The following is a 25,208-nucleotide window of genomic DNA, read 5'->3' on the forward strand; positions in this document are numbered from 1 at the left end:
GAGTACATCCACTACTACAACCATGACCGCATCAAGCTAAAGCTCAATGGCATGAGCCCTGTGAAATACAGGACTCATGCTGCTGAGGCTGCTAGCTGAAACTGTCCAACTTTTCGGGGGCAGTCCAAAATGTGGGAGCGGCGGTGCGACGATTCGACTTGCTCGCGAAGAGGCCCGAAAGACCACCACATTAATGCGCCGTTAACCCATTTTGCCTACCCTCCCGCTGCCTACTGCTAAATTTTCACCTCCTGTGTGTAAACTTGCGGCCATTGGCACAACCATCATTAGGCAAAGGGAAACGGGGATGATTGACGAAATGCGGTTAGGGCGTGAACGGCGCTTCCTGGTGTTGTTGGGGATCATCTGCCTGGCGCTGATCGGTGGCGCGCTCTATATGCAAATAGTGTTGGGCGAAGCGCCATGCCCACTGTGCATCCTGCAGCGCTATGCCTTGTTGCTGATTGCGCTCTTTGCCTTTATCGGCGCGGCGATGCGCACCCAACGCAGTGTCACGGTCTTTGAAGTGCTGGTGGTGCTCAGTGCCCTGGGGGGTGTCGCTGCCGCCGGGCACCATGTGTATACCCAGTTCTATCCGGCCATCAGTTGCGGTATCGACGTGTTGCAACCGATTGTCGATGACCTGCCCCTGGCGAAGATCTTCCCGCTGGGCTTCCAGGTCGACGGTTTCTGCAGCACGCCGTACCCGCCGGTCCTGGGCTTGTCCCTGGCTCAATGGGCGCTGGTGGCGTTCGTGTTGACGGTGATCCTGGTGCCCCTGGGCATTTACCGTAACCGCAAGCACAGCGCTTAAATCGTCCTACAAAACGCCCCGGCCCTGCTGATGCAGGCCGGGGCGTTTTTGTGTGCGGGCATTTTGTGAAAGGACCGTGACGCTGGACAAGAATGGCAGCGCGCAACGTGCGACACGTTGTCACACTGAAGGCGCCGCAGGACGTTTCCCACCCCGTGCCCCGATGCTTGATCAGCCGTTGACCAGGCGTTTTTGCCTGTCACTTTCCATCCAGGCCGACCCCGCGCACGGCGTGCGGTACAGAACTTCCAGTGAGCTGTGAATGCCTTGTTTTTAGCGGGCTTGCCTAGGGTTTACGGGGGGCAGGAGAGGGCGCTGAATGCGACAAAATGGGCAATAGCACGGCATTTTTTGTGGTTTTTGTTGAGAATCAAACGCGATACGATCCCGGACCTTTGCAACAATGGCGCAGGATTATTGCTGTAATCGATAAAAATAATTTCTTTATAAGTCATGGTTTATACATCGCTAGCTAACTACAATCGCCCGCACTGAATGTCCGGTGCTGCTCAACCCTGAGCAAATAGGGCGGTCGAGAGGCGAAAACATTGCTTCATGCGACCCCAGGTGCCGGCAGCCTTTCAACTATCCGCACCAAATGGAATTGGTCTGTAACAAGGCCTTTGACCAACGAAATCGAATAAGAATTCACCGCCAGACCTGGACGTGTCGATCAGCGCATGAAGCGCCGGGCAGGCCCTTATTCAATCGAAGAGAAATGCCAACCCTTGGCAGGGTGAAGTGTTGGCGATCAAAACCCAACTGCATTGCGCAAGCTGCTTTAGAGGTCGTGAGATGAGTAAAAACAGGTACACCCGATTACTAGGCATAGTGCCGCTTTTCGGCATGTTATTGCTGGGAGGCTGCAACTGGACGCTGCTCGACCCTGTGGGTCAGGTCGGCGTGGAGCAACGTAACCTGATCATCACCGCTACGCTGCTGATGCTGTTGGTCGTGGTGCCGGTGATCGTGATGACCTTCGCGTTCGCCTGGAAATACCGCGCGTCCAACACCAAGGCGACCTACGCGCCGAAGTGGTCGCACTCCACCAAGATCGAGATCGCGGTGTGGCTGGTACCTGTACTCATCATCATCGCCCTGGGTTACATCACCTATAAGTCGACCCACGAGCTGGACCCTTACCGTCCGCTGGAATCCGACGTGCCGCCAATCACTATCGAAGTGGTCGCGCTGGACTGGAAGTGGCTGTTCATCTATCCCGAGCAAGGGATCGCCACCGTCAACAAGATCGTGTTCCCGGCTAACACCCCGATCAACTTCAAAGTGACTTCTGACTCGGTGATGAATTCGTTCTTCATTCCGGGCCTGGGTGGCCAGATCTACGCAATGGCGGGCATGCAGACCAAGCTGCACCTGATTGCCAACCAGAACGCCGAGCTCGACGGTATCTCCGCCAACTACAGTGGCGCGGGCTTTACCGGTATGAAATTCAAAGCAATCGCCACCACTCAGGAAGATTTCAATGCCTGGGTACAAGAAGCCAAGAGCTCACCAAAACAGCTGGAAAAAGCTGAATACGAAGCCCTTGCCAAGCCAAGCCAGAACAACCCTGTAGAGCTGTACTCCTCGTACACGCCGGACCTGTTTGACAAAATCATCGATAAGTATGAAGCGATGAAGCCAGGCAAGCCGGTCAAGCACGAGAAGAAAGAAGTGGCTGCTGTGGAAGGGACGGACGCAAATTCGCATTCAGCTGCCGGGGCAGAGGAGTAAACGATGTTTGGTAAATTAAGTTGGGAAGCGGTGCCGTTCCACGAGCCGATCGTGATGGTGACCATCGCCATGATCGCGCTGGGTGGTCTGGGGCTGTTTGCGGCAATCACCTACTTCAAGAAGTGGACCTACCTGTGGACCGAGTGGTTGACGTCGGTCGACCACAAGAAAATCGGCGTGATGTACATCATCGTCGCCATGGTCATGCTGCTGCGTGGTTTTGCCGACGCCATCATGATGCGGACCCAGTTGGCCATGGCCACCGAGGGTTCGCCTGGCTACTTGCCGCCTGAACACTATGACCAGATCTTCACCGCCCACGGTGTGATCATGATCATCTTCATGGCGATGCCTTTCTTCACCGGCCTGATGAACCTGGCAGTGCCGCTGCAGATCGGTGCGCGTGACGTTGCGTTCCCGTTCCTCAACTCCCTGAGCTTCTGGCTGCTGGTTTCCGGCGTCGTGCTGATCAACCTGTCCCTGGGCGTCGGCGAATTCGCCAAGACCGGTTGGGTTGCCTATCCGCCGTTGTCGGGGCTGCAATACAGTCCGGGCGTGGGGATGGATTACTACATCTGGGCGCTACAGCTATCCGGGTTGGGTACGACACTGACGGGGGTCAACTTCCTGGCCACCGTGCTGAAAATGCGTACCCCAGGCATGAAACTGATGGACATGCCGATCTTCACCTGGACCTGCACCTGGGCCAACGTCCTGATCGTGGCTTCGTTCCCGATCCTGACCGCTACCCTGGCACTGCTGACGCTTGACCGTTACATGGATTTCCACATTTTCACCAATGAACTTGGTGGCAATCCAATGATGTACGTGAACCTGTTCTGGGCATGGGGTCACCCTGAGGTGTACATCCTGATCCTGCCAGCGTTCGGTATCTTCTCCGAAGTGATCTCGACCTTTACCGGCAAGCGCCTGTTCGGTCACCACTCGATGGTCTACGCATCGGGCGCGATCTCTGTACTGGGCTTCATGGTCTGGCTGCACCACTTCTTCACCATGGGTTCGGGGGCCAGCGTCAACGCCTTCTTCGGCCTGGCGACGATGCTGATTTCGATCCCGACGGGGGTGAAGCTATTCAACTGGCTGTTCACCATCTACCACGGCCGTCTGCGCTTCACCAGCCAGGTTCTGTGGACCCTGGGCTTTATGGTGACCTTCGCTATCGGCGGCATGACCGGCGTACTGCTGGCCATCCCGGGTGCTGACTTCGTACTGCACAACAGCCTGTTCGTGATCGCTCACTTCCACAACGTGATCATCGGCGGTGCGGTATTCGGCTACATCGCAGGTTTCAGCTTCTACTTCCCGAAAGCGTTCGGCTTCAAGCTGCACGAAGGCTGGGGCAAGGCTGCATTCTGGTTCTGGATCACCGGCTTCTTCGTCGCGTTCATGCCGCTCTATGCACTGGGCTTCATGGGCATGACCCGTCGTCTGAACGCCAGCACCAACCCTGAGTGGGTGCCGTACCTGTACGTCGCCATGTTCGGTGCGGTGATGATCGCTGTGGGTATCGCCTGCCAGTTGATCCAGCTGTACGTGAGTATCCGTGACCGCAAGCAGAACGCCTGCGACTCCGGCGACCCATGGAATGCACACACCCTGGAATGGTCGACCTCGTCGCCACCGCCGTTCTACAACTTTGCCGTGCTGCCTAAGGCCGAGACGATCGATCCGTTCACCGAAGCCAAGGAAAACGGTACTGCGTACCAGCGACCTGTGCGCTACTCGCCGATCCACATGCCGAACAACACCGCCACTGGCGTGGTGATGGGCGCGCTGTTGACGGTATTCGGTTTCGCGATGATCTGGCACATCTGGTGGCTGGCCATCGCTAGCCTGGCTGGCACCGTGATCTATTTCGTGATCCACGCGGCTCGTGATGATCAAGGCTACATGGTGCCGGTCGACGTGATCGAACGCATCGAAGCCGAGCAGCACGCTCGCCTGGTTGCCGAGAAGAAGATTCCGGCCAACCGTGTTGAAACCTCGTTGGAACAGGCTTAAACCATGTCGAACTTAGTGACCAATGCTGGACACGCCCATGTCGATGACCATGGGCACGATGACCACCACGACGCGGGCGAGATGACCGTCTACGGTTTCTGGCTCTACCTGATGACCGACTGCATCCTGTTTGCGTCGATCTTCGCGGTGTACGCGGTACTGGTAAACAACGTTGCGGGTGGCCCGTCGGGCCACGACATCTTCGAGTTGAATTACGTACTGGGCGAAACCGCCTTGCTGCTGTTCAGTTCGATCACCTACGGCTTCGCCATGCTGGCGTTCTTCCGTGGCAACAAGGCAGGCGTGCTGAAGTGGCTGGGCCTGACCTTCCTGCTCGGCCTCGGCTTTATCGCCATGGAGATCAACGAGTTCCACCTGCTGATCTCCGAAGGCTACGGCCCTAGCCGCAGCGGCTTCCTGTCGGCGTTCTTCACCCTGGTCGGTACCCACGGTCTGCACGTAACCGCCGGTCTGATCTGGATGGCGATCATGATGTACCAGGTCAACAAGCATGGCCTGACGTCGACCAACAAGACCCGCCTGAGCTGCCTGAGCCTGTTCTGGCACTTCCTGGACGTGGTCTGGATCTGCGTCTTCACCGTTGTCTACTTGATGGGGACTCTGTAATGGCTAACGCACACTCCCATGACAGCCATGATGCGAGCCACGGCAGCGTAAAGTCGTACGCCATTGGCTTCATCCTGTCGGTGATCCTGACTGTCATCCCGTTCGGCCTGGTGATGTACCCAACCTTGCCGAAGGCCACGACACTGGCCATCGTGCTGTTGTTCGCGGTGATCCAGGTGGTTGTTCACCTGTATTACTTCCTGCACCTGGATCGCTCCCAGGCCCAGCGCAACAACGTGGTTGCGTTTGTGTTCACGGCCATTGTGATCGTGCTGCTGGTTGGCCTGTCGTTGTGGATCATGTTCAGCATCCACACCTACATGATGGCGAAGTGAGGTAAGACCCGATGTCGCTTAAGCACTTTATCCAAATCACCAAACCGGGGATCATTTTCGGTAACGTGCTTTCTGTGGCAGGCGGTTTCTTCCTGGCCTCCAAGGGGCATGTCGATCTGGCCATCTTCCTGGCGGCAATGATCGGCACTTCCCTTGTTGTGGCGTCCGGTTGCGTGTTCAACAACTGCATTGACCGTGACATCGATATCAAGATGGAGCGCACCAAGAATCGCGTGCTGGTCCAGGGCCTCATCTCCCTGAAACTGGCACTGATTTTCGCGACCGTCCTCGGTGTTGCCGGCGTTGCGTTGCTGTACACGGTGGCCAACCCGCTGGCGGCGTTGTTTGCCGTGATCGGTTTTGTCATCTACGTCGGCCTCTACAGCCTGTACCTCAAGCGCAAGTCGGTTCACGGCACGCTGGTGGGCAGTCTGTCGGGGGCGATGCCGCCGGTGATTGGTTATGTGGCTGTGACCAATAGCTTCGACATGGCTGCGCTGGTGCTACTGGTGATGTTCAGCCTGTGGCAGATGCCGCACTCTTACGCCATTGCGATCTTCCGTTTCAACGACTACCTGGCGGCTTCGATTCCGGTACTGCCGGTCAAGCGTGGCATCCAGGTGGCGAAGAAACACATCCTGCTCTACATCCTGGCCTTCCTTGTGGCGACCTTGATGTTGACCTTCAGTGGCTACGCCGGCATGAGCTACCTCGCCGTGGCCGCAGCCATGGGCATGTACTGGTTGTACATGGCCTGGACTGGCTACAAGGCGGTGGATGACACCGTCTGGGCGCGCAAGTTGTTCGTCTTCTCGATCTTCACCATCACCGCCTTGAGCGTGATGATGTCCCTGGATTTCCAGGTGCCGAAAGAGTTGCTGCTGACTTACGCCCACTGAGTTGGGATGCAATGAAAAGCCCCGCCTTCGAGAGAAGAGCGGGGCTTTTTTGTGGGGTGTTGGGGATGGTTTGGTATGAGTACATATCCATTTTTGCGGTCACGGCGGCTATTGGTTCCGCTCTTACAGCGGGTCACTTTTGGAGGGACCCAAAAGTAACCAAAAGGTCCTCGCCCCACCACTCGGTGCCTCGCCTAGGCTCGGCATGCCCACAGTCAGGCATTGCTCCGTGGGCCCGCCGCGATCGGCCATCCATGGCCGTGTCGCGGCTACCCCGGCATCCATGCCGGGGTGCCCACTGCGCAATACCTGCCTGCGGCCATCGTGGTTTAACGGGGCGCCTAAGATCAAAGGCAAGATCAAGATCAAGATCAAAAGCAGAGCAACAGCAAAACCAGAGCGCGGAGCTGCTTACCTGTGGGAGCGGGCTTGCTCGCGAAAGCGGTGTATCAATCAGCAAATAAAGTGACTGACACTGCGCATTCGCGAGCAAGCCCGCTCCCACATTTAGAGGTGGGGTAGGGCTTATTGCTGGGCGATGCTGTAACCGTCAAACGCCGTCTGCTGCTGCAACGCGGTAACGATGCTCTTGCGCGTCAACGGCTGCTCGGCACCGGCGTTATCCACAAAGGTCTCGCTCTCAAGCTCGGCCTCATCGCCTTCACCCACAAAGCTGAAACCGAGGAATTCCAGCGCCTCGCGGTCAACATTGAGTTTGGAGCGCGGTGTGCGCAAGGGCAGGGTGACGCTGATGCCATCCTTGCTGATCACAAACACTTCCACTTCCTTCTTCGCCCGTGCAGCCTTGCCTTTGCCGGCGCTCGGATTGCTGATGGCCTGGTGGGTCTGGTTCAGCACCTTGAGGGCCAGGCCGTAGACCAGTTCCTGGAACTCTGGGTCGTCCTTGAAGCTGGAAAGGATGCGGCTGATCGAGAACTTGCTGCTCAAGTCTTCGAGGGCGGCGTTGTCGGCGGCTTCGGCGTCCTTGAGCTGCTTGAGCTGGCCCATCAGGTCGTAGGCCTGGTCATCGTCAAAGGCGTCGTGGGCCTGGCGGATGGCGATGCGCAATTCGCGGATCTGGTCGCTTTCCTTGGAGGTATGGAAGGCGTCCAGCACCATTTCACTGATGTTCTTGGCCGCTGGCACATGCTGTGAAAGATTGATGGCGTTTTCGTATTCAGCTTTGGATTGCAAGGTGACTACGGATTCTTCGGTGCGGGAATCGGACATTGAAATTTCACTACTTCTGTAAGCGGGGAGACGAAAAAAGCGTCGGGCATTTTCAAGGGCCAGGGTAGCAAGGTCAAGGCGGCACTCTGCCTTCATCGTCATCCGCGTCTACAGGCCCTGCATCTCCTGCAGTTGCGCTTCCAGCGCTGCCCGCAAGCCACTGCCGCGTCGGGCGATAAACACCAGTTGCGCCGAGTTCTGCGCATGTTCGCCGCTGGCCAGGGTGAACTGGCTGCGATTGCCCACGTGTTGTAGCCAGAACGGTTGCTCGTTGCCCTGCAAATGCACCAGGCCTTTTAGGCGGAACACGTCCTTGGGCAGTTGCCCCAGCCAATCGCGCAGGGTCTTGGCCGGTAGGGCCTGGGTGCCTTGCCAGGTCCAGCTTTCAAACAATTCATGGTGCGGCGCGGGCACGGGAGTGAAGCCGTTGCGCGGGCTGCGTTCGCCCAGCAGCAGGGTGTCGGGGATCTGCGCCTGAACGGTGCTGATCACCCGCGTGCGCGCGCCGATAGTTGCACGCAGGCTTTGCAGTTCGGCGGCGCTGACCAGATCGGCCTTGTTCAGCAGCACCAGGTCGGCGCAGGCCACCTGGGCGCGGGACAGCCGGGCGAACTCGCCTTCCAGGTGGCTATAACCGCTGGCGTCCACCAGGGTGATCACGGTATCCAGGTGCAGGTGCGCCTTGAGCTGTGGATAACCCAGGGTCTGCACAATGCGCTGCGGGTCGGAGACACCGCTGCATTCGATCACGATGCGATCCAGGCGTGGGTGCAGCTGGCTCAGGCTCACCAGTTGCGCCAGCAGATCCTCCTGCACCGTGCAGCAGATGCAGCCGTTCTGCAGGCTGAATACCGCATCGGTGACTTCGGCGATGATTGCCGCATCGATATTCAGCTCGCCAAAGTCATTGACGATCACCGCCATCCGTCCGTGTTGCGGCTGCTGCGCGATGCGGTTGAGCAGGGTGGTCTTGCCTGCGCCGAGAAAGCCCGAGACCAGCGTGACGGCAATGCTGTCGTTATTCATTCGATCACCGGCGGCAGGCCTTGCCACACGGCTTGCAACGCCGTATCTGCAAACGCGTTGAGACGGTCGTAGACCGGACGGCCATCGACAAAGGTCAGCAGCACCTGGGTCTGGTGGATGTAGTTGCGCGCCGGCTGGGCGAACAGGTCGCGGTCGATCACGATCAGGTCGGCGCACTTGCCCACTTCCAGGCTGCCGGTGGAATGCTCCAGGCCCATGGCGTGGGCGCCGTTGAGGGTCGCCACTTGCAGTGCCTGCTCCAGGGTGATCGGTTCGCCGAAGCAGTCCGGTTCCTGGTTCCACGGGTTCTGCCGGGTGACCATGGTTTCCAGGGCCAGCCATGGGTCAATCGAGGCCACCGGCCAATCGGTGCCCATCACCGCCAGGCCGCCTTCGGCCAGTACGCCTTTGAAATCATAGATGCGCTTGAGGCGCTCGGCGCCATAACCGGAACGGGCGCCGCTGGCAAACGGTGTCGGGTACCAGGCCGCCGGGGAAAACTCGGCGATCACATTCAGCGCCTTGAAGCGCTTGAGGTTGCCCGGATGCAGCAGCGTGCTGTGGGCGCACTGGTGCCGGATGCCGCTGTCGCCATTGACCCGCCGCGCCTCGGCCACCGCATCGAGGAATACATCGGAGGCGCCGTCGCCGGTGCAGTGGGCGATCACCCGCAGGCCGCGACGGTCCATGTCTACCACCATGTCGGTGATGTGTTCCGGGGTCAGGTTGAGCTTGCCGCGCCAGGTGGAATCCGCTGCCCATGGGGTCATCAGGTACGAAGACTTGGGCTCCACGGTGCCGTCGAAGTGGAATTTCACCGCGTTGGCATTCAGCCGCGCGCTGCGATAGTAGTGACGTTCGCCGCCGAGCAGTTCCCAGCGCCGGCGCACTGGGAAGATATCGTCCTGCCAACTGATCGCCGCTTCTACACGTACGCTCAATTCGCCGGCGTCGTCCAGTTCCTTGAGGGCGTCCAGGCGCCGTTCGCAGACGTGTACGTACTTGGTCGCGGTGACACCGCGCGAACTCTGGAAATGCACGCCGTCGCGATAGGCCCGGCGCAGCACTGCCACCGGGGTCGGCGGCATGGCTGCATGGATCAGTGCGTAGGCGCCGTCGATCAGCAGGCCGTTGGGCTCGCCGCTGAGTTCGTCGCGCTCCATATAGCCGTTGCGCGGGTCGGCGGTGTGGCGGTCGATGCCGGCCAGTTGCAGGGCCTTGGAGTTGACCATCATGGTGCCCCACATCCGGTCCAGCAGCGCCACCGGGCGGTCGGGCATGATGCTGTCGAGCCATTCGCGACCTGGGGTCAGGCCATCTTCGCGGAAGGTGTAGCGCACCCAATATTGGCCGTAGATCCAGCCATCACCGGGGTGGGCGTCGGCATAGGCGTGGATCGCCGCCGCCAGTTGTTCGGGGGTGGGGTCTTCGATACCCACATCCAGGTCATCGCTGTAGCGCGGGGCCAGGGCGAGGTCGGGGTGGGTGTGCATGTCGTGCAGGCCGGGCATGCAAAATGCACCTTGCAGATCATGTTGGCGGGTCTGCGGGCCGATCAGGTGTTGCAGGTCGGCGAACGTGCCCACCGCGATAAAACGTCCCCCGCGAATCGCCACCGCTTCGGCCCACGGCTGGGCCGGGTCGAGGGTGTAGAGGCGGCCGTTGTGCAGCACCAGGTCAGCGTGCTCGCCGACAACGGAGTGGGTGGAAGTGAATTGGTCGGAAGCGGTCACGGGGGAAACCTCAATATTCAAGACGAACAAAGATCAAATGTGGGAGCAGGCAAGCCAGCTCCCACATCAATCCCAGTGTTCACATAATCAGCGGTTGGCTCTCAGGCCCTCGACAAACCCGGCAATGCGCTGGCAGGCGTCTTTGAGGGTGTCGTCGGCGACGGTAAAGGAGATGCGCACAAAGCCCTCGGCACTGGCGCCAAACGCCTGGGCATCGAGTACCGAGACGCCGGTGGCACGGAACAGTTGCCAGGCAAAGTCCATGCTCGACAGCCCCGTGCGGCGCACGTCTACCAGCATGAACATCCCGGCTTGCGGCACCCGGCAATCGAGGTCGGTAATACCACCGAGGCCCGCTACCACCAGGTCACGCCGACGGCGATACACCGTGCGCGCATCGCTGACCACTTCGTCATCCAGTTCCAGGGCCTTGACCGCCGCTTCCTGGATAAACCCGGGCAAGCCATAGAGCATGCACAGCAGCAGGTTATCCAGGTGGCCCACCAATGCGGTTGGCGCTACTACCCAACCCACGCGCCAGCCGGTCATGGCGTGGGTTTTCGATAGGCTGTTGAGCACCACGGTACGCTCGGCCATGCCCGGCAGCGAGGCGATGCTCAGGTGTGGCTGGTCGTACGTGATTTGCCCGTAGACCTCATCGGAAATCACCCACAGGTCATGCTCACGGGCGACTTCGGCCACCAGCTCCAGCTCTTCGCGGCTGTAGACATTGCCGGTGGGGTTACACGGCGTGGCCAGGGCAATGCCCCGGGTCTTGGCGGTAATGGCTTTTTCCAGCGCCGCGCGGGTCAGGCGAAAACCGTTGGCCGCCGGTTGCTCGATGGTTGCGATGCGTGCACCGGAAGCGTGGATGCACGCTTCGTACGTCAGGTACATCGGTTCCGGCACCAGCACTTCGTCGCCCTGGCTGAACAGGCACAGCGAGGTGGCGAACAGGCCGTTTTGCGCGCCGGCCACCAGGGCCACGTTATTGGCGTGTACGGCAATCCCTTGCAGGCGGCTTTGCTTGGCGGCAATCGCTTCGCGCAGGGCCGGTCGGCCGAGGACGTGGGTGTAGTGAGTGTCGCCGGCGCGCAGGGCGTCGACGGCGGTTTCGCAAATGGCGCTGGCGGTGGCGAAGTCTGGATCGCCCACGCTCAACACAATCACATCTTCGCCACGACCACGGGCTTCGACGGCCGCGTAGTGAATATCCCAGGCGCTGACGGACTCGCCACTAATGCGCTCGACAAACGGTGAATAACGCATCCTTGTTCTCCTAAAATTGATTCAAGCCTGGCGCTGCGGGACTTTGCCCCAGCGCGAGAAGACGTGTTCGATCACGAACGCCAGGACAATGTAGATCACCGCCACGGCCAGCAGGGGTTCGTACACCCGCAGCGTCTGCGCCCGCACCAGGTTGGCGGCGCCGAGCAAGTCGGTGACGGCCACGGTGGAGGCCAGCGCGGTGGCCTTGAGCAGCAACACGGTCTCGCCGACCAATGTCGGCTTCACCAGCTCCAGGGCCCGTGGCAGCCAGACCCGGCGCAGCACCATCAGGCGCTTCATGCCAAAGGCCCGCGCAGCTTCGAGTTCGCCCCGTGGCACGGCCCGCAGCGCGCCGCGCAGCACTTCGCCGACATAGGCGCCGACACACAGAATCAGGGCCAGGGCCACGTACCAGAAACCTTCACGCAGGTACGGCCAGAGAAAACTGCCGCGAATCAGCGGGTAACTGGCAAACACACTGCCCACGCCGTAGTACAGGATGTAGATCTGCACCAGTAGCGGCGTGCCCCGGAATACCGCGGTGTAGGCGCGCAGCGGCGCACTGATCAGTGGGTTGGACGACAAGCGCCCCAACGCCACCAGCACCGCCAGCAAGAAGCCGAACACCCCGGACAAGGCCAGCAACTTCAGGGTGATACCCAGGCCGTGCAGCAGCTCGTTGGCAAAACTGTTGATCCATGAAAAGTCCATCAGCTGCGCTCCTTAGTGCTGCGGCATCCAGCGGTTGATCCGGCGTTCGAACACCCGGAAGGCGCCGTTGGAAACCAGGGTGATGATGAAATACACCGCTGCCACTGCCAGGTAGAACACCAGGTAATGCTTGGTAGAGCCGGCAGCCTGCTTGCCCACCGAGAGCAACTCGCTGTAGCCGACGATGCTGATCAACGCGCTGTCCTTGACCAACACCAGCCACAGGTTCGACAGGCCGGCCATGGCAAACGGCAGCATGCACGGCAGCAGCACCCGGCGCACCAGCAGCCAGCGCTCGATGCCAAAGGCCCGCGCGGCTTCCAGTTGGCCGACGGGAATGGCCTGGATCGCGCCACGAATGATTTCCGCCGAATAGGCGCCCTGGACGATGCCCAACACCAGCACCGCAGCGATAAAGCCGTTGACGGTCACGCTGTCGCGGCCCATCGCCGCCATCGCCATGTTCAGCAGGTCGGTGCCGGCGTAATACAGCAGCAAAATCAGCAGCAACTCCGGCACCGCGCGGTACAGCGTGGTGTAGAGGTTGGCCAGGCGTACCAGCCAGCGCGGGCCCTTGAGTTTGATCATGGCCACCAGCAGGCCGATGCCCAGGCCCAGCACAAAAGCCCCGGCGGAGATCTGCAAGGTCACCACCGCCCCTTGGAGCAGGGCGTTGAGCCAGCCGTCGGCGACGAACAGCTGGGTGAGTTCGGACAAAGAAATCATGGCGCTTTCCGTTGGACGTTATTGCGCGGAAATATCGACGCTGAAATAGCGGCTGCGAATTTTGTCGTAGGTGCCATCGGCCTTGATTGCCGCCAGCGCCGTGTTGAGCTGCTCGCGCAACGGGGTGTCACCCTTGCGCACGGCGGCCCCGATGCCCGACCCGAACAGCGGGTCTTTCGGCGCCAGGCCCTTGTCGGCCAGGCCGCTGCCGGCGGCGGACTTGAAGATCGGTTCGATGGTCAGGGCGTCGGCCAGCATCACGTCGATCCGCCCGCTTTGCAGGTCGGCGGTCATGTCGTCCTGGGTGTTGTAGTAGCGCAAGGTCGAACCCTTGGCGTAGTAGGCCTTGAGGTAGGTGGCGTTGGAGGTCGAGCCCTGCACGCCGATCAGCTTGCCTTTGAGGCCCTCGGGCGTGGTGACCAGCTCCAGGCTCTTGTCGGCGACCCACATGGCCGGGGTCTGGTAGTAAGGCGCGGTGAAGTCGATGACCTTTTCGCGCTCCTCGGTGATGCTCAGGGAGTTGAGGATCACGTCGATCTGGCTCGATTGCAGGGCGGGAATCAAGCCGTCCCAGGACACTTCCTTGAGCGGGCATTGGGCCTGCATGCGCTCGCACAGGGCCTTGATCAGGTCCGGCTCGAAACCGCTCCAGGCGCCATTGCCGGCTTTTTCGGAGAATGGCGGGTAGGGTTCCAGGGCGATGCCGAAGACGATTTTGTCGGCGGCAACGGCACTGTGGGACAGCACGGCGAGCACGCAGCCGGCGGCGAGGGATTTCAGAGAGTTGTGCATGGCTTGACCCTTTCGAAGTTATTGTTTTGAAGGATGGAAGCGGCAGTTCAAACGCGATTGTCCTGGGCCATGACGAACTGGCGGCAACGCTCGCTGGTGGGGTTCTGGAAGACTTGCTGTGGCGTGCCTTCTTCTTCAACCAATCCTTGGTGTAGAAACATGACTTTGCTCGATACGTCGCGGGCAAACGCCATTTCGTGGGTGACGAGGATCATGGTGCGGCCTTCTTCGGCGATGCCCTGGATCACCTTCAGTACTTCGCCGACCAGTTCCGGGTCGAGGGCCGAGGTGGGCTCATCCATCAGCAAGACGCGCGGGCGCATGGCCAGGGCGCGGGCGATGGCCACGCGCTGTTGCTGGCCGCCGGACAGGAAGGCGGGGAAGGCATCGCGCTTGCTGGCCAGGCCGACTTTTTCCAGCAGGTGTTCGGCGTGGGCGATGGCGTCCTTGCGGTCTTCACCCAGCACATAGACCGGTGCTTCGATGACATTTTCCAGCACGGTGCGGTGGGGCCACAGGTTGAAGCTCTGGAACACCATGCCCAGTTGCGTGCGCAGACGAGCGACTTGATCCGGGTCGGCAATCAGCGGGTTGCCGGCGCGGTCCTTTTTCAGGCGCACTTCTTCGCCGTTGATGCGCAGGCTGCCGCTGCACGGGATTTCCAACAGGTTGATGCAACGCAGCAGGGTGCTTTTGCCCGAGCCGCTGGAACCGATCAACGACACCACATCGCCTTCGTTGGCGCGCAGGGAAATGCCTTTGAGAACATGGTGCGCGGCGTAGCTCTTGTGCAGAGCATCAATGGCGACCACCGGGGTGACTGGGTTCAAGGGTTATCCCTCTTTATTTTTGTAAATTGATCAACCTGGACACCGCCCCCTGTAGGAGCTGGCTTGCCAGCGAAAAACGCAAGAACACCACGTTTATCCAGCGTGCCCACGTCATCGTTGACTACCCGCGCCGGCAAGTTTGGGAGTGCCGTGCTGAAGATCGAGAATAGCCACTGGCCATTTGAGGTCAATCGAGCATTTTTCCGTCGATCTTGAAATTTAATTCAACTGTCCGCTTTACGAGTGGCTATGTCTGACGGTCGATTACGGCTATGGTGCGGGTAACTTTGAGCAGGTGAACACCCATGCGTTACCCCTCCATGACCGCCTTGCGGGCGCTGGACGCGGTGGCCCGGCTGGGCAGCGTGTCCGAGGCTGCCACCGAGCTGAACCTCACCCCCAGTGCCATCAGCCACCAGATCAAGAGCCTGGAGCAGACCCTGGGTTTTGCCCTGACCGAGCGCACCGGGCGCAATATCCGCATCACCTGGCAGGGCGAGCGCTATGCCCGTGATATCCATGGGCTGCTGGCCAATATCCTTGAGGCCGGGCAGCGGTTCGATGGCCAGCAGGTCAGCGGGCGCCTGTGTATCAGCAGCCCGGCGGGGTTTGCCACTTATTGGTTGTGTACCCATATCGCCGACTTCCAGGCGCTTTATCCACAGGTCGAATTGCACCTGATTTCACCGCGCACGCCAGATGACACCAGCGACCACGGCGCCGACCTGTTTATTGCCTACGGTATGGGCGACTGGCCCAACCAGCATGTGCAGAAGATCGTTTCGCTGCGTTATTTTCCGGTGTGCAGCCCGCGCCTGGTCAACACCATGGGCGGCCTGAAGACCCCGGAACACCTGGCGGGCGCGCCGTTGCTGCACATGATCGACTACTCCGACTGGCGCGTGTGGCTGGCCGCCGCCGGGGCGCCGAATGTCGATGTGCAGCGCGGCATCGTGTTTGCCGATGCGCATTTTGTGCAGTCGGCGTGCATCGCCAGCCAAGGCATCGCCATGGGCGACAACTTGATCAGTGGCGAGGCCCTGGCCAGGGGCTTGCTGGTGCGGCCGTTCGAAACCGAGATCGAATCCAATCGCGGTTATTACCTGGTGGCCGATCATCAGAAAGTCGAGCGCCCGGTGGTGCAGGCGTTTGGTGAGTGGGTGAAGTCGCAGTTGGGCGGCGGGCTTTAGTTTCAGGCAATCCGTGAATTTTTTTTGCCAATGGCCGGTAAAATTTTTGCTTGTCCGCCCTCGGAGTGCCGCCTAAGGTCTGGCCAATCGACACAGAACAATAAGAAGGAAATGAGCAATGACCACCTGCGCCCAGTCCCTGGTTCGCCTGCTGGAAGGTTATGGGGTAGATACCGTCTTCGGTATCCCCGGCGTGCATACCGTCGAGCTCTATCGCGGCCTGCATGGCAGCCGCCTGCGCCATATCAGCCCGCGCCATGAACAGGGCGCCGGCTTTATGGCCGACGGTTATGCCCGCGCCAGCGGCAAGCCGGGCGTCTGTTTCATCATTACCGGCCCGGGCATGACCAATATTCTTACCGCGATGGGCCAGGCTTATGCCGACTCGGTGCCGATGCTGGTGATTTCCACCACCAACCGCCGTGAGCATCTGCGCCTGGGCCACGGGCATTTGCACGAGTTGCCCGATCAGCGCGCGATGGTCGCGGGGGTGTGTGCGTTCAGCCACACGTTGCAATCGCCTGAGCAATTGCCCGAGCTGCTGGCCCGCGCTTTCGCCGTGTTCAAATGTGCGCGCCCGCGCCCGGTGCATCTGGAAATTCCTCTGGATGTGCTCGACATGCCGGCCATCGATCTCAACCTGATGCCCCGCAGCCTGCCAGGCGCACCGGCCCCGGCCCCGGCTTCGCTGGGGGCAGCGCTGAAGCTGCTCAATGAAGCACGGCGGCCGCTGATCCTCGCCGGTGGTGGTGCCCGCGATTGTGCCGAGGTGTTGCAGCAACTGGCCGAGCGCCTGCAAGCGCCGGTGGCCCTGACCACCAATGCCCGTGGCTTGTTGCCGATGGGGCACCCGTTGTTGCTGGACGGTGTGCAGTCGTCGCGCCATGGCCGCTCGTTGTTTGACGAAGCCGATGTGATCCTCGCCGTGGGTACGGAGCTGGGGGAAACCGACTACGACTTCTTCGGCCTCGGACCACTGAAATTCAAGGCGCCGCTGATTCGCCTGGACATCGACCCCATGCAAGTCATGGGCGTGCAGCGCGCCCATGTCGGGCTGGTGGGCGACGCCCGCGAAGGGTTGCAGGCGCTGCTGGATGCAGTCAACCCACCCGCTCCGAGCGGGCGTTGGGCACTGGACAGCGTACAGCGGGTCAACCGTCTGGAGCGCGAGAGCTGGACTGCCAAGCAACAAGGTCTGCAAGGTCTGCTGGACCTGCTGCGCGACAGCCTGGTCGCCCCGCTGATCGTCGGTGACTCGACCCAGCCGGTGTACCAGGGCGCGGTGGGTTACCAGGCGCCGGCGGCCAACAGTTGGTTCAACGCCGGCACTGGCTACGGCACCCTCGGCTACGGGTTGCCGGCCGCTATCGGCTCCAAGCTGGCCAAGCCCGAGCGACCGGTGGTGGCGCTGGTCGGCGATGGCGGCTTGCAGTTTGCCAGCAACGAATTGATCGCGGCCCGTGAGGCAGGCGTCGGCGTGATCCTGGTGGTGTGGAACAACCAGTGCTACGGCGAGATCCGTGACTATATGCAGGCCCGTGAAATCGCCCCGCTGGGCGTGGATATCATGACCCCGGATTTTGCCGCCATGGCCCGCAGTTTCCATGTCGCCCACCATCGGGTCGACACACCGCGGGACTTGCACGCCTTGCTGCACACCCTGGGTGACATTCGCCAACCGGTGATGATTGAACTCGACGCCGCGCAATACCTGCAAAACGCCTGAACCTCCCCCGGCCCTGATCCATATCAACGGGCCACCTCTGAAAATCCGCTACAACAAAACCGGGGCTTACAAAGCCCCGGTTATCCGCCTGATGACCTCATAAAAACGTAAATAAACCTGTACCCAGGGGCCAACCCCCAGGCCAGGTGATTAAAGGAATAATGCGATGGCCCTTTCTCTGTCACGTCTGGCCTTGATGGGGGCGACGCTGTGTCTGGCGCTTCCCCTGCACGCCAACGAACCCGTCAAACCGGATACCGAACTGATCGCCCAGGGCAAATACGTGGCCCAGCTCGGTGACTGCATCGCCTGCCACACCGCCAAGCAAGGCCCACAGATGGCCGGCGGCCTGGAACTGAGCACGCCCATGGGCACCATCTATTCCAGCAACATCACCCCGGACCGCGAGACCGGGATGGGTGCCTACACCTTTGAACAGTTCGACCGCGTGATGCGCGAAGGTGTCACGCCGGCCGGTATGAACCTTTACCCGGCCATGCCGTATCCGTCCTACGCGAAGATGAGCGAAGAGGACATGCGTGCCTTGTTCGCCTACCTGATGCATGAGGTCAAACCGGTCAGCCAGGCCAACCTCGAAGCCGACATGGGCTTCCCATTCAACCAGCGCTGGGGCCTGGCGTTGTGGAACTTCATGTTCCTCGACAAACAACCGTTCCAGGCCGACCCGGCCCGCGATGCAGTGCTCAACCGTGGCGCCTATCTGGTCCAGGGCCTCGGCCATTGCGGTTCGTGTCACACCCCGCGCGGGATCGCCTTCCAGGAAAAAGCCATGAGCGACGCCGGCAGTGGCGGCGAGCACTACCTGGGCGGGGAAACCGTCGAACACTGGCGTGCCTTGAGCCTGCGCAACCTATGGACGGTGCAAGACACCGTGCAACTGCTCAAGACCGGGCAGAACCGTTTTGCCACGGTGTCGGGCAACATGGTGGACGTGATCCGTCACAGTACCCAGCACTTCACGGATGCCGACCTGACGGCCATTGCGACGTATCTCAAATCCCTGCCACCGGGCAAGGACGACCTGCCAATGCCGGCTGTCGCCAAAGGTCCTGCCGAGTTGCCCAAGGACTTGTTCACCAGCCGTGGCGGCCTGGGTTATATGCAGTTCTGCAGCGATTGCCACCGCAGCGACGGCGCAGGTGTGAAAGGGCTGTTCCCGGCATTGGCCGGCAACGCCGGCGTGGTTGCCAGCAACCCGACCTCGTTGCTGCACATCACCCTTACCGGTTGGGAAACCGCCGAGACCGCAGCCCATCCACGGGTCTACACCATGCCGGGCTTTGCACGCCTGGGGAACAACGAAGTGGCGGAAATCCTCACCTTTGTGCGCACGCGCTGGGGCAACGAGGGCTCGCCGATTAGCACCGCCCAGGTGAAGAAAATGCGTGACCAGCTCAACCCGGTCAGCACTGATTCCTCGGCCTTCGAAACGCCGCGCCTGGCCAACCTGCTGGCGGCGTCGAATACCGATCAAGTGGTGCGCGGCATGCGCTTGCACCTGCAAACCAAGGAACTGCTGCCTGATAACGTCGGCAACTCGCTGAACTGCACCAGTTGCCATCTCAACGCCGGCACCGTGGCCGATGGCTCGCCGTTTGTGGGCGTCTCGGCGTTCTTCCCCAGCTACGCCCCGCGTGCTGGCAAGGTGGTGAGCCTGGAAGAGCGCATCAACGGTTGCTTCCGCCGTTCGATGAATGGCAAACCAGTGCCGCCACAATCGGCGGACATGCAGGCGATGGTGGCGTACTTCGACTGGATGAAAAACAACACCAAGCCCGAGGACAAAGTCCCCGGCCGTGGCGTCGGCAAGATCGACCCGGCCATCAAGCCGGACATGGCCAATGGCGAGCAGGTCTACGCCAAGCAATGCGCGGTGTGCCACGGCAATGATGGCGAGGGCCTGGCCCGTGCTGACGGCACCCTGGTGTACCCGCCGCTGTGGGGCGAACAGTCCTTCAACATCGGCGCCGGCATGGCCCGCACCTACACGGCTGCTGCGTTCGTCAAACGCAACATGCCGATCGGTTTCCACGAGAAGTTCCCGCTGGGCCAGGGCGGCTTGTCGGACCAGGAAGCGGTGGACGTTGCCGCCTACTTCTCGCAAAAACCACGCCCGGACTTCCCGGACAAGGTGAAGGACTGGCCGAACGGCGGTAAGCCGGTGGATGCACGCTACTGACCCCCGCCCTGTAGGAGCCGGCAAGCCGGTTCCTACAACGCCAGTCGGAACGCCCGGCTCATACGTTCCTGTTCTTGACGGGATATGCCCATGGCGTTGGCCAGTGTCGGCCATTGGCGAACTACACCCTTGAACGCCTCGATAAGCCTATCCGCCTCATTGAGAGGTACCCTGAAATAGCCCGCCACCGAACGTGCCAGTTCCAGTTCCAGGGCGTTGTCATGCTCACTGATGTTGAGCTTCAGGCCTTGCCCGTAGTGATCCGGGTTCATATCGTAGGCCGGGGAAAGATGCCAGCCGCGACCGGGTTCTAACAGGAAGCCATGGTTACGCAGGTGATCGTCGGTATTGGAAACCAACAGGTTGAATACGATTCTGCACCACAGTTCCCGTAGGTCAGCCTGGGTGCTGGCGCCCTGGTTGATCAGCACCCGGGCCAATTCCAGGTAGCTGACGCCAGTCGAGCCGTCCTCTCCGTCGGTATGGCCAGTCAACGTCATCGCGCTGGCAAAGTGAATGCGTTGCCCTTGAGCGGTTCGATCAAAGCGCTTGACCCTGAAGCAGTGATGTTCACTGGCGTAGCGTTCAGCTTCCATGGCGGCGACACGCAGTCCGCATCCTTCGGCGAGCGATCCGATGATGTACTCCCAGGCACCGACATTGTGTTCATCGCGAAGGCTGGGGAACTTGGCGATCCACAGGTGACCGTCGGGGTCGACCACGCTGGCTTTTGGACGTGCGCCGCCCAATGAACCGCCCGGAGCAATCAGCATGCGTAACCACTCGACGCCTTCGATGGCGGTATTGTCGTGATCGTTTTCCAGTGCCCGACTTGCAGCCTCCAGTTGACGCAGTTGCACCAGCGGGGGAGCCGCCAACCCTTCGCGTTCATCAAGGAACGGACCCAGGTCATCCCGCTTGAAGCGCAGGGCGCCCACACGAAAGGCATCGTGAACGCCCAGCAAGTAGTCCGATTCAAAGAGGCGGGTATGAGAGGGGACCCGTGCTGCTCGCTTGTCGCGATCCAGTCGACGGTTCATCAACATACGCCCCCATCGGTCCGGGCTGGAGTCGCTGAAAACACCGAAGGTATCCCGGCCTTGCGCGGGGTATTGAGGGCCGTCAAACAGACCTATACGAGGATCGATCGGAGCCAGGGCCAGCAGTGGGTCGGCCAGTGCCGCCTGCTCATACTCAAACTCAAACAGCTCGCCGGCACCTCCCCGGCGAGCATGCAAAAAGCCCAGGCGGCGTGCTGTGCCAAGTTGCGCCCAGTCGGCATACACAGCAATCCGGGTCATGGTTTGGAGCTCTTGTTGACGGGGTTGACGATTAACCCGGAAAGTTTGGAGGCCGCTGTCACTGGCTCATGAGGTTGGAGGTAGGGGGGCGCGTCAGGCGCGGCGACGATGCCGAAGGATGATTTGGGTGTTCTGCGTGTTTTGTTCAGTAGCTGCGAGTCTTGCAGATGCCGGCCCAATTTGTCGCTTTCGGCAATTAGGGCAATATCCTGTTCCAAGCCCAATACCTGCAGCACGGACAGGTAGGCGCCGATGGTGACACCGGCAGCGCCACGCTCCAGTGCCCGCAGGGTCATCTGCGACATGCCGGCCCGTTCCGCCACTTGTTTGGCAGTCAGCTTGCGTCGCAAGCGGGCCAGGCGCAGGCGCTCACCGAGATCCACCAGCAGTTGCTGGGTCATTGGAAGGAGCGGAGCAGTTTTGTTGGCCATGAGTGCAATTATTCCAGCGCTTTAATCTTAAAGATGAAGGAATACTAGCACTTCAATCTGAGTGCAATTATTTTAGTGTTTTAAATTGTTTTTTCGCCAGAATAATTGCACTTTATTGTTCTTGCCTGGCTTTTAGTCGAGTTGTGCCAGGCATGCTTCAAAAATATCCAACCCTTGCTCCAGCACCACCGGCTCGATGGTCAGCGGTGCCAACAGGCGGATGATGTGTCGGGCCTTGCCGCTGGGCATCAGTAGCAGGCCGGCATCGCGGGCCAGGTTCAATAGTTGGTTGAGTTGCGCGGTGGCTGGGGTGCCGTCGGGTTTTATCAGCTCGATTCCCCGCATGGCGCCGACCCCGGTCAGGCGGCCGAGGTAGGGCGAGCGTTTTTTCGCCTGCCAGGCGGCATGGCGCCTGGTGATTGCGGCCTCCTGTTGTTCGCCCCACGCTTGCAGGTTTACATCGCTCATTGCATCCAGGGTGGCCAGTGCGGCTGCGCAGGCAATGGGGTTGCCCGAGTAGGTGCCGCCCAGTCCGCCTTTGGGCAGGTTGTCCAGCAAGGCCTTGCGCCCGACCACGGCGCCCAGTGGCACGCCGCCAGCGATGCTTTTGCCCAGCAGGATCAGGTCGGGTTCGATGCCCAGGCGCGAGAAGGCGAAACGCTGGCCAGTGCGGCCAAAGCCGGATTGGATTTCGTCGGCGATCAGCAGGATGCCGTGTTCATCGCACAGGTGGCGCAGGGCTTTGGCAAATGGGGGGTCGAGGGCGAGGAACCCGGCTTCGCCCTGTACTGGCTCGATGATGAAACAGGCGACGTCGGCGATGTCGATTTCGACGCTGAACAAGCGCTCCATGGCCTTTAGCGCATCACCTGTGGTCACCCCATTGTCTGCGCTGGGGTAGGGCAGGTGGTAGACCGGGCCGGGCAGGATCCCGACTTTTTGCTTGTAGGGCGCCACCTTGCCATTGAGGTTGAGGGTGGCCAGGGTGCGCCCGTGGAAGCCGCCGTCAAAGGCAATCACTGCAGTACGGCCGGTGACGCCACGTGCGATTTTCAGCGCATTTTCGCAAGCTTCGGCGCCGCTGTTGGTCAGCATGCCGCTGACCGGGTAACTCACCGGGATAAAGGCGCTGAGCCGCTCCATCAACTCGATATAAGGCGCGTGCGGCGCGGCGTTGAACGCGTAATGGGTGAGTCGGGTGGCTTGTTCGCGAATGGCTTCCACCACGCCGGGGTGGCAATGGCCGAGGTTGAGCACACCAATGCCGCCGACAAAGTCTATATAGCGCTTGCCCGCGGTGTCCCAGACCTCGGCATTGCGCCCGTGGCTCAGGCAGATGGGGTGGACGATGGCAATCGACTGGCTGATGCTTGCGTGGCTCATGGATCACGGGCTCGGAAAGGGCGGTGTGCGCCTATCTAAGCTGCGTGCCCCATGGCCCCGCAAACGAAATAAAGTCGCCGGGTCATTCGCAAAAATCGGGATGTGCCAATGCATTGCAAGCCATGACACAGATCCAATGTGCGGGCTTGCACATTCAGGTCTTGGCGGTCTGCTGCGCCATGTACTCCACGATCCACTGCAAAAATGCCTTCACCTTGGGGATCTCCCCGGCATGTTCGGCATGGGCGATAAAGTGTGCGCCGCTGCTGGGCATCGCGTAGTCCCATGGCACCACCAGACTGCCCTGGGCCAGTTCGTCGGCCACCAGGTAGTGCGGCACCAATGCCACGCCGTAGCCGGATTGCGCTGCACGAATGCACATGTAGAACGTGTCGAAGCGCGGCCCGTGATAGCTGTTCTGTGAGTGCAGGCCCTGTCCCAGGAACCACTCGTGCCAGGCCTCGGGTCGTGAGGTGCATTGCAACAGGGTGTGGCTCGATGAAGCATCACTGCCCTGGGCGACAAATCCCGGCGCACACACCGGCACCACTGCTTCGCGAAACAGCTCGATGCAGGTGGCGCCCGGCCAGGAGCCCTGGCCGAAGAAGAAGGCGATGTCGGCCTTGGCCTGCAGCACGTCGAAGGGTTCCAGCTCGTTGCGGATATCCAGATGGATGTTCGGGTGGCGGGCAGCAAAGTCCTTGAGCTTGGGCACCAGCCAACGATCGCCGAAAGTCGGTTGAGTGGCGATGCGCAGCACTTCGGTCTCGCCGCCGTAGGTGAGGATGTAACGGCTGGAAATGTCCACCTGGGTCAGGATCTTGTGTACTTCCGCCAGGTACAACGAGCCCGCCGGCGACAGGTACAGACGCTGGCGCACCCGCTCGAACAGCTTGTGGCAGAGCATTTCCTCCAGTTGCGCCACTTGCTTGCTCACCGCACTTTGGGTCAGGTGCAGTTCCTCGGCGGCACGGGTGAAGCTCAGGTGACGGGCCGCAGCGTCGAAGCATTGCAGGGCTGTCATCGAAGGGGTCAAGCGTTTTGAAATCATGGGAGTTCATTCCAAACAGGAAGGAGCCTTTGCCTAAACGTCGTTTGTGACCCAGGTGTAAAGCCGTTGATACTGACCGGCGACACTATAAATAAACTGGCCCGGGTTTGCGGCGCCAAATAAGAACGACCGACACGGAGAGCCTTGCATGAAGCATCTTAAATCCACCCTGGCGGCACTCACCGCTGCTGCCGTCATGAGCTTGGCCGGCGTAGCTCATGCGGGCGCGACCCTGGACGCGATCCAGAAAAAGGGCTTTATCCAATGTGGCGTCAGCGATGGTTTGCCAGGCTTCGGCGTGCCGGACGCCCAGGGCAAGATGACCGGCATCGACGTTGATGTGTGCCACGCCGTCGCCGCAGCCGTGTTCGGCGATGCCTCGAAGGTGAAATTCACCCAACTGACTGCCAAGGAGCGTTTCACTGCGTTGCAGTCAGGGGAAATCGACCTGATATCGCGCAACACCACCTGGACCAGCTCCCGGGATTCCGGAATGGGGTTGGTGTTTACCGGCGTGACCTATTACGACGGCATCGGTTTTCTGGTGAACACCAAGCTGGGGGTGGCCCATGCCAAGGAACTGGATGGCGCGACCATCTGCATCCAGGCCGGCACCACCACCGAGCTGAACGTCTCTGATTACTTTCGCGCCAATGGCATGAAATACACCCCGATCACCTTCGACACCGCCGATGAAAGCGCCAAGGGCCTGGAAGCCGGACGCTGCGATGTGCTGACCACTGACCAGTCGGGCTTGTACGCCCAGCGGATCAAGATGGCGCATCCGGCTGAGTTTATCGTGCTGCCGGAAGTGATCTCCAAGGAACCCCTGGGCCCGTTGGTGCGCAAGGGCGACGATGACTGGTTCAGCATCGTCAAGTGGACGCTGTTTGCCATGCTCAATGCCGAAGAGATGGGCATCACTGCGCAAAACGTCGAAGAACAGGCCAAGACCACCAGAAACCCGGATATCGCCCGTCTGTTGGGTGCCGACGGTGAGTACGGCAAGGACTTGAAGTTGCGCAAGGACTGGGTGGTGCAGATCGTCAAGCAAGTGGGCAATTATGGCGAGGTGTTCGAGCGCAATATCGGCCAGGGCAGCGTGCTGAAGATCCCGCGCGGCCTCAACGCCCTGTGGAACAACGGTGGCATCCAGTACGCGCCACCGGTGCGCTAGC

23 protein-coding genes and 1 pseudogene are annotated in these 25,208 nt (G+C 60.6%); 11 read left to right on the forward strand and 13 right to left on the reverse strand.

Features of this window, described 5'->3' with window-relative positions; genetic code table 11:
* On the forward strand, window positions 1–99 hold a 99-nt coding region (locus FJD34_RS27420; protein WP_146552254.1), incomplete at its 5' end, for an IS3 family transposase.
* A 208-nt stretch (window positions 100–307) separates the two neighbouring features.
* Window positions 308–814: a disulfide bond formation protein B gene (locus tag FJD34_RS27425; RefSeq protein WP_032857633.1), complete on the forward strand. Its 507-nt coding sequence runs from the start codon at window positions 308–310 to the stop codon at window positions 812–814.
* 553 nt (window positions 815–1,367) lie between these two features.
* Here the strand turns inward: FJD34_RS27425 and FJD34_RS28745 are convergent.
* Window positions 1,368–1,582: pseudogene (locus FJD34_RS28745) on the reverse strand (hypothetical protein).
* A 27-nt stretch (window positions 1,583–1,609) separates the two neighbouring features.
* On the opposite strand from FJD34_RS28745, the gene cyoA reads away from it, so the two are divergent.
* Genes cyoA through cyoE form a run of 5 tightly spaced genes read left to right on the forward strand, consistent with a single transcriptional unit; the run spans window position 1,610 to window position 6,431 of the window.
* Window positions 1,610–2,548 (forward strand): ubiquinol oxidase subunit II, encoded by a 939-nt coding sequence (gene cyoA / locus FJD34_RS27435; protein ID WP_032857631.1) that lies wholly within the window; start codon window positions 1,610–1,612, stop codon window positions 2,546–2,548.
* A 3-nt stretch (window positions 2,549–2,551) separates the two neighbouring features.
* The gene (cyoB, locus tag FJD34_RS27440) at window positions 2,552–4,570 is read left to right on the forward strand and encodes a cytochrome o ubiquinol oxidase subunit I (RefSeq protein WP_032857630.1); all 2,019 of its coding nucleotides are present in this window, start codon (window positions 2,552–2,554) and stop codon (window positions 4,568–4,570) included.
* Window positions 4,571–4,573: 3 nt separating this feature from the next.
* Window positions 4,574–5,197, forward strand: a complete 624-nt coding sequence (gene cyoC, locus FJD34_RS27445; protein ID WP_029300213.1) for a cytochrome o ubiquinol oxidase subunit III — start codon at window positions 4,574–4,576, stop codon at window positions 5,195–5,197.
* Window positions 5,197–5,532, forward strand: coding sequence for a cytochrome o ubiquinol oxidase subunit IV (gene cyoD, locus FJD34_RS27450; RefSeq protein WP_032857627.1), 336 nt, complete (start codon window positions 5,197–5,199; stop codon window positions 5,530–5,532). Before cyoC ends, cyoD begins: the two co-directional genes overlap by 1 nt.
* A gap of 11 nt (window positions 5,533–5,543) precedes the next feature.
* On the forward strand, window positions 5,544–6,431 hold the full coding sequence (gene cyoE / locus FJD34_RS27455) for a heme o synthase (protein ID WP_029300217.1): 888 nt from the start codon (window positions 5,544–5,546) through the stop codon (window positions 6,429–6,431).
* Between the two features lie 525 nt (window positions 6,432–6,956).
* Here cyoE and FJD34_RS27460 read toward each other — a convergent pair.
* From FJD34_RS27460 to FJD34_RS27495, 8 genes are all read right to left on the reverse strand, one after another.
* Window positions 6,957–7,661 (reverse strand): hypothetical protein, encoded by a 705-nt coding sequence (locus FJD34_RS27460; RefSeq protein WP_065944270.1) that lies wholly within the window; start codon window positions 7,659–7,661, stop codon window positions 6,957–6,959.
* A gap of 108 nt (window positions 7,662–7,769) precedes the next feature.
* Entirely contained in the window at window positions 7,770–8,687 is a 918-nt protein-coding gene (locus FJD34_RS27465; RefSeq protein WP_090293039.1) for a CobW family GTP-binding protein, read from the reverse strand.
* Window positions 8,684–10,420 carry an amidohydrolase gene (locus FJD34_RS27470; protein WP_032857623.1) on the reverse strand — a complete coding sequence of 579 codons (1,737 nt, stop codon included), beginning with the start codon at window positions 10,418–10,420 and terminating at the stop codon, window positions 8,684–8,686. The genes FJD34_RS27465 and FJD34_RS27470 overlap by 4 nt, the downstream gene beginning before the upstream one ends.
* An 87-nt stretch (window positions 10,421–10,507) precedes the next feature.
* A complete protein-coding gene (locus FJD34_RS27475; RefSeq protein ID WP_032857621.1) occupies window positions 10,508–11,689 on the reverse strand; it encodes a pyridoxal phosphate-dependent aminotransferase in 1,182 nt (393 codons plus the stop codon).
* Between the two features lie 21 nt (window positions 11,690–11,710).
* Entirely contained in the window at window positions 11,711–12,400 is a 690-nt protein-coding gene (locus FJD34_RS27480) for an ABC transporter permease (protein WP_032857620.1), read from the reverse strand.
* Window positions 12,401–12,412: 12 nt separating this feature from the next.
* Window positions 12,413–13,126, reverse strand: coding sequence for an ABC transporter permease (locus tag FJD34_RS27485; protein ID WP_090293042.1), 714 nt, complete (start codon window positions 13,124–13,126; stop codon window positions 12,413–12,415).
* 18 nt (window positions 13,127–13,144) lie between these two features.
* Window positions 13,145–13,918, reverse strand: a complete 774-nt coding sequence (locus tag FJD34_RS27490; RefSeq protein ID WP_032857617.1) for a transporter substrate-binding domain-containing protein — start codon at window positions 13,916–13,918, stop codon at window positions 13,145–13,147.
* A 47-nt stretch (window positions 13,919–13,965) separates the two neighbouring features.
* Window positions 13,966–14,748 carry an ABC transporter ATP-binding protein gene (locus FJD34_RS27495; RefSeq protein WP_029300232.1) on the reverse strand — a complete coding sequence of 261 codons (783 nt, stop codon included), beginning with the start codon at window positions 14,746–14,748 and terminating at the stop codon, window positions 13,966–13,968.
* 305 nt (window positions 14,749–15,053) lie between these two features.
* Here FJD34_RS27495 and FJD34_RS27505 point away from each other — a divergent pair, with 305 nt between their 5' ends.
* The 3 genes from FJD34_RS27505 (at window position 15,054) to FJD34_RS27515 (ending at window position 19,864) form a co-directional block, all read left to right on the forward strand.
* Window positions 15,054–15,938 carry a LysR substrate-binding domain-containing protein gene (locus FJD34_RS27505; protein ID WP_032857614.1) on the forward strand — a complete coding sequence of 295 codons (885 nt, stop codon included), beginning with the start codon at window positions 15,054–15,056 and terminating at the stop codon, window positions 15,936–15,938.
* A 118-nt stretch (window positions 15,939–16,056) separates the two neighbouring features.
* Window positions 16,057–17,664 (forward strand): 5-guanidino-2-oxopentanoate decarboxylase, encoded by a 1,608-nt coding sequence (locus FJD34_RS27510; protein WP_090293043.1) that lies wholly within the window; start codon window positions 16,057–16,059, stop codon window positions 17,662–17,664.
* A 166-nt stretch (window positions 17,665–17,830) separates the two neighbouring features.
* A complete protein-coding gene (locus FJD34_RS27515; protein WP_090293045.1) occupies window positions 17,831–19,864 on the forward strand; it encodes a c-type cytochrome in 2,034 nt (677 codons plus the stop codon).
* 32 nt (window positions 19,865–19,896) lie between these two features.
* Here FJD34_RS27515 and FJD34_RS27520 read toward each other — a convergent pair whose 3' ends face one another.
* The 4 genes from FJD34_RS27520 to FJD34_RS27535 form a co-directional block, all read right to left on the reverse strand.
* Window positions 19,897–21,165, reverse strand: a complete 1,269-nt coding sequence (locus FJD34_RS27520) for a type II toxin-antitoxin system HipA family toxin (protein WP_032857608.1) — start codon at window positions 21,163–21,165, stop codon at window positions 19,897–19,899.
* The gene (locus FJD34_RS27525; RefSeq protein ID WP_083204913.1) at window positions 21,162–21,596 is read right to left on the reverse strand and encodes a helix-turn-helix domain-containing protein; all 435 of its coding nucleotides are present in this window, start codon (window positions 21,594–21,596) and stop codon (window positions 21,162–21,164) included. Before FJD34_RS27525 ends, FJD34_RS27520 begins: the two co-directional genes overlap by 4 nt.
* A 132-nt stretch (window positions 21,597–21,728) precedes the next feature.
* Window positions 21,729–22,979: a 2-aminoadipate transaminase gene (locus tag FJD34_RS27530; protein WP_090293047.1), complete on the reverse strand. Its 1,251-nt coding sequence runs from the start codon at window positions 22,977–22,979 to the stop codon at window positions 21,729–21,731.
* A 154-nt stretch (window positions 22,980–23,133) separates the two neighbouring features.
* Window positions 23,134–24,030, reverse strand: a complete 897-nt coding sequence (locus FJD34_RS27535) for a LysR substrate-binding domain-containing protein (protein WP_032857605.1) — start codon at window positions 24,028–24,030, stop codon at window positions 23,134–23,136.
* A 148-nt stretch (window positions 24,031–24,178) separates the two neighbouring features.
* Here FJD34_RS27535 and FJD34_RS27540 point away from each other — a divergent pair, with 148 nt between their 5' ends.
* Window positions 24,179–25,207: an amino acid ABC transporter substrate-binding protein gene (locus FJD34_RS27540; protein WP_090293048.1), complete on the forward strand. Its 1,029-nt coding sequence runs from the start codon at window positions 24,179–24,181 to the stop codon at window positions 25,205–25,207.
* Window position 25,208 lies beyond the last annotated feature (1 nt).

The sequence above is a fragment of the Pseudomonas brenneri genome, assembly GCF_007858285.1.
GTDB lineage: Bacteria > Pseudomonadota > Gammaproteobacteria > Pseudomonadales > Pseudomonadaceae > Aquipseudomonas > Aquipseudomonas brenneri.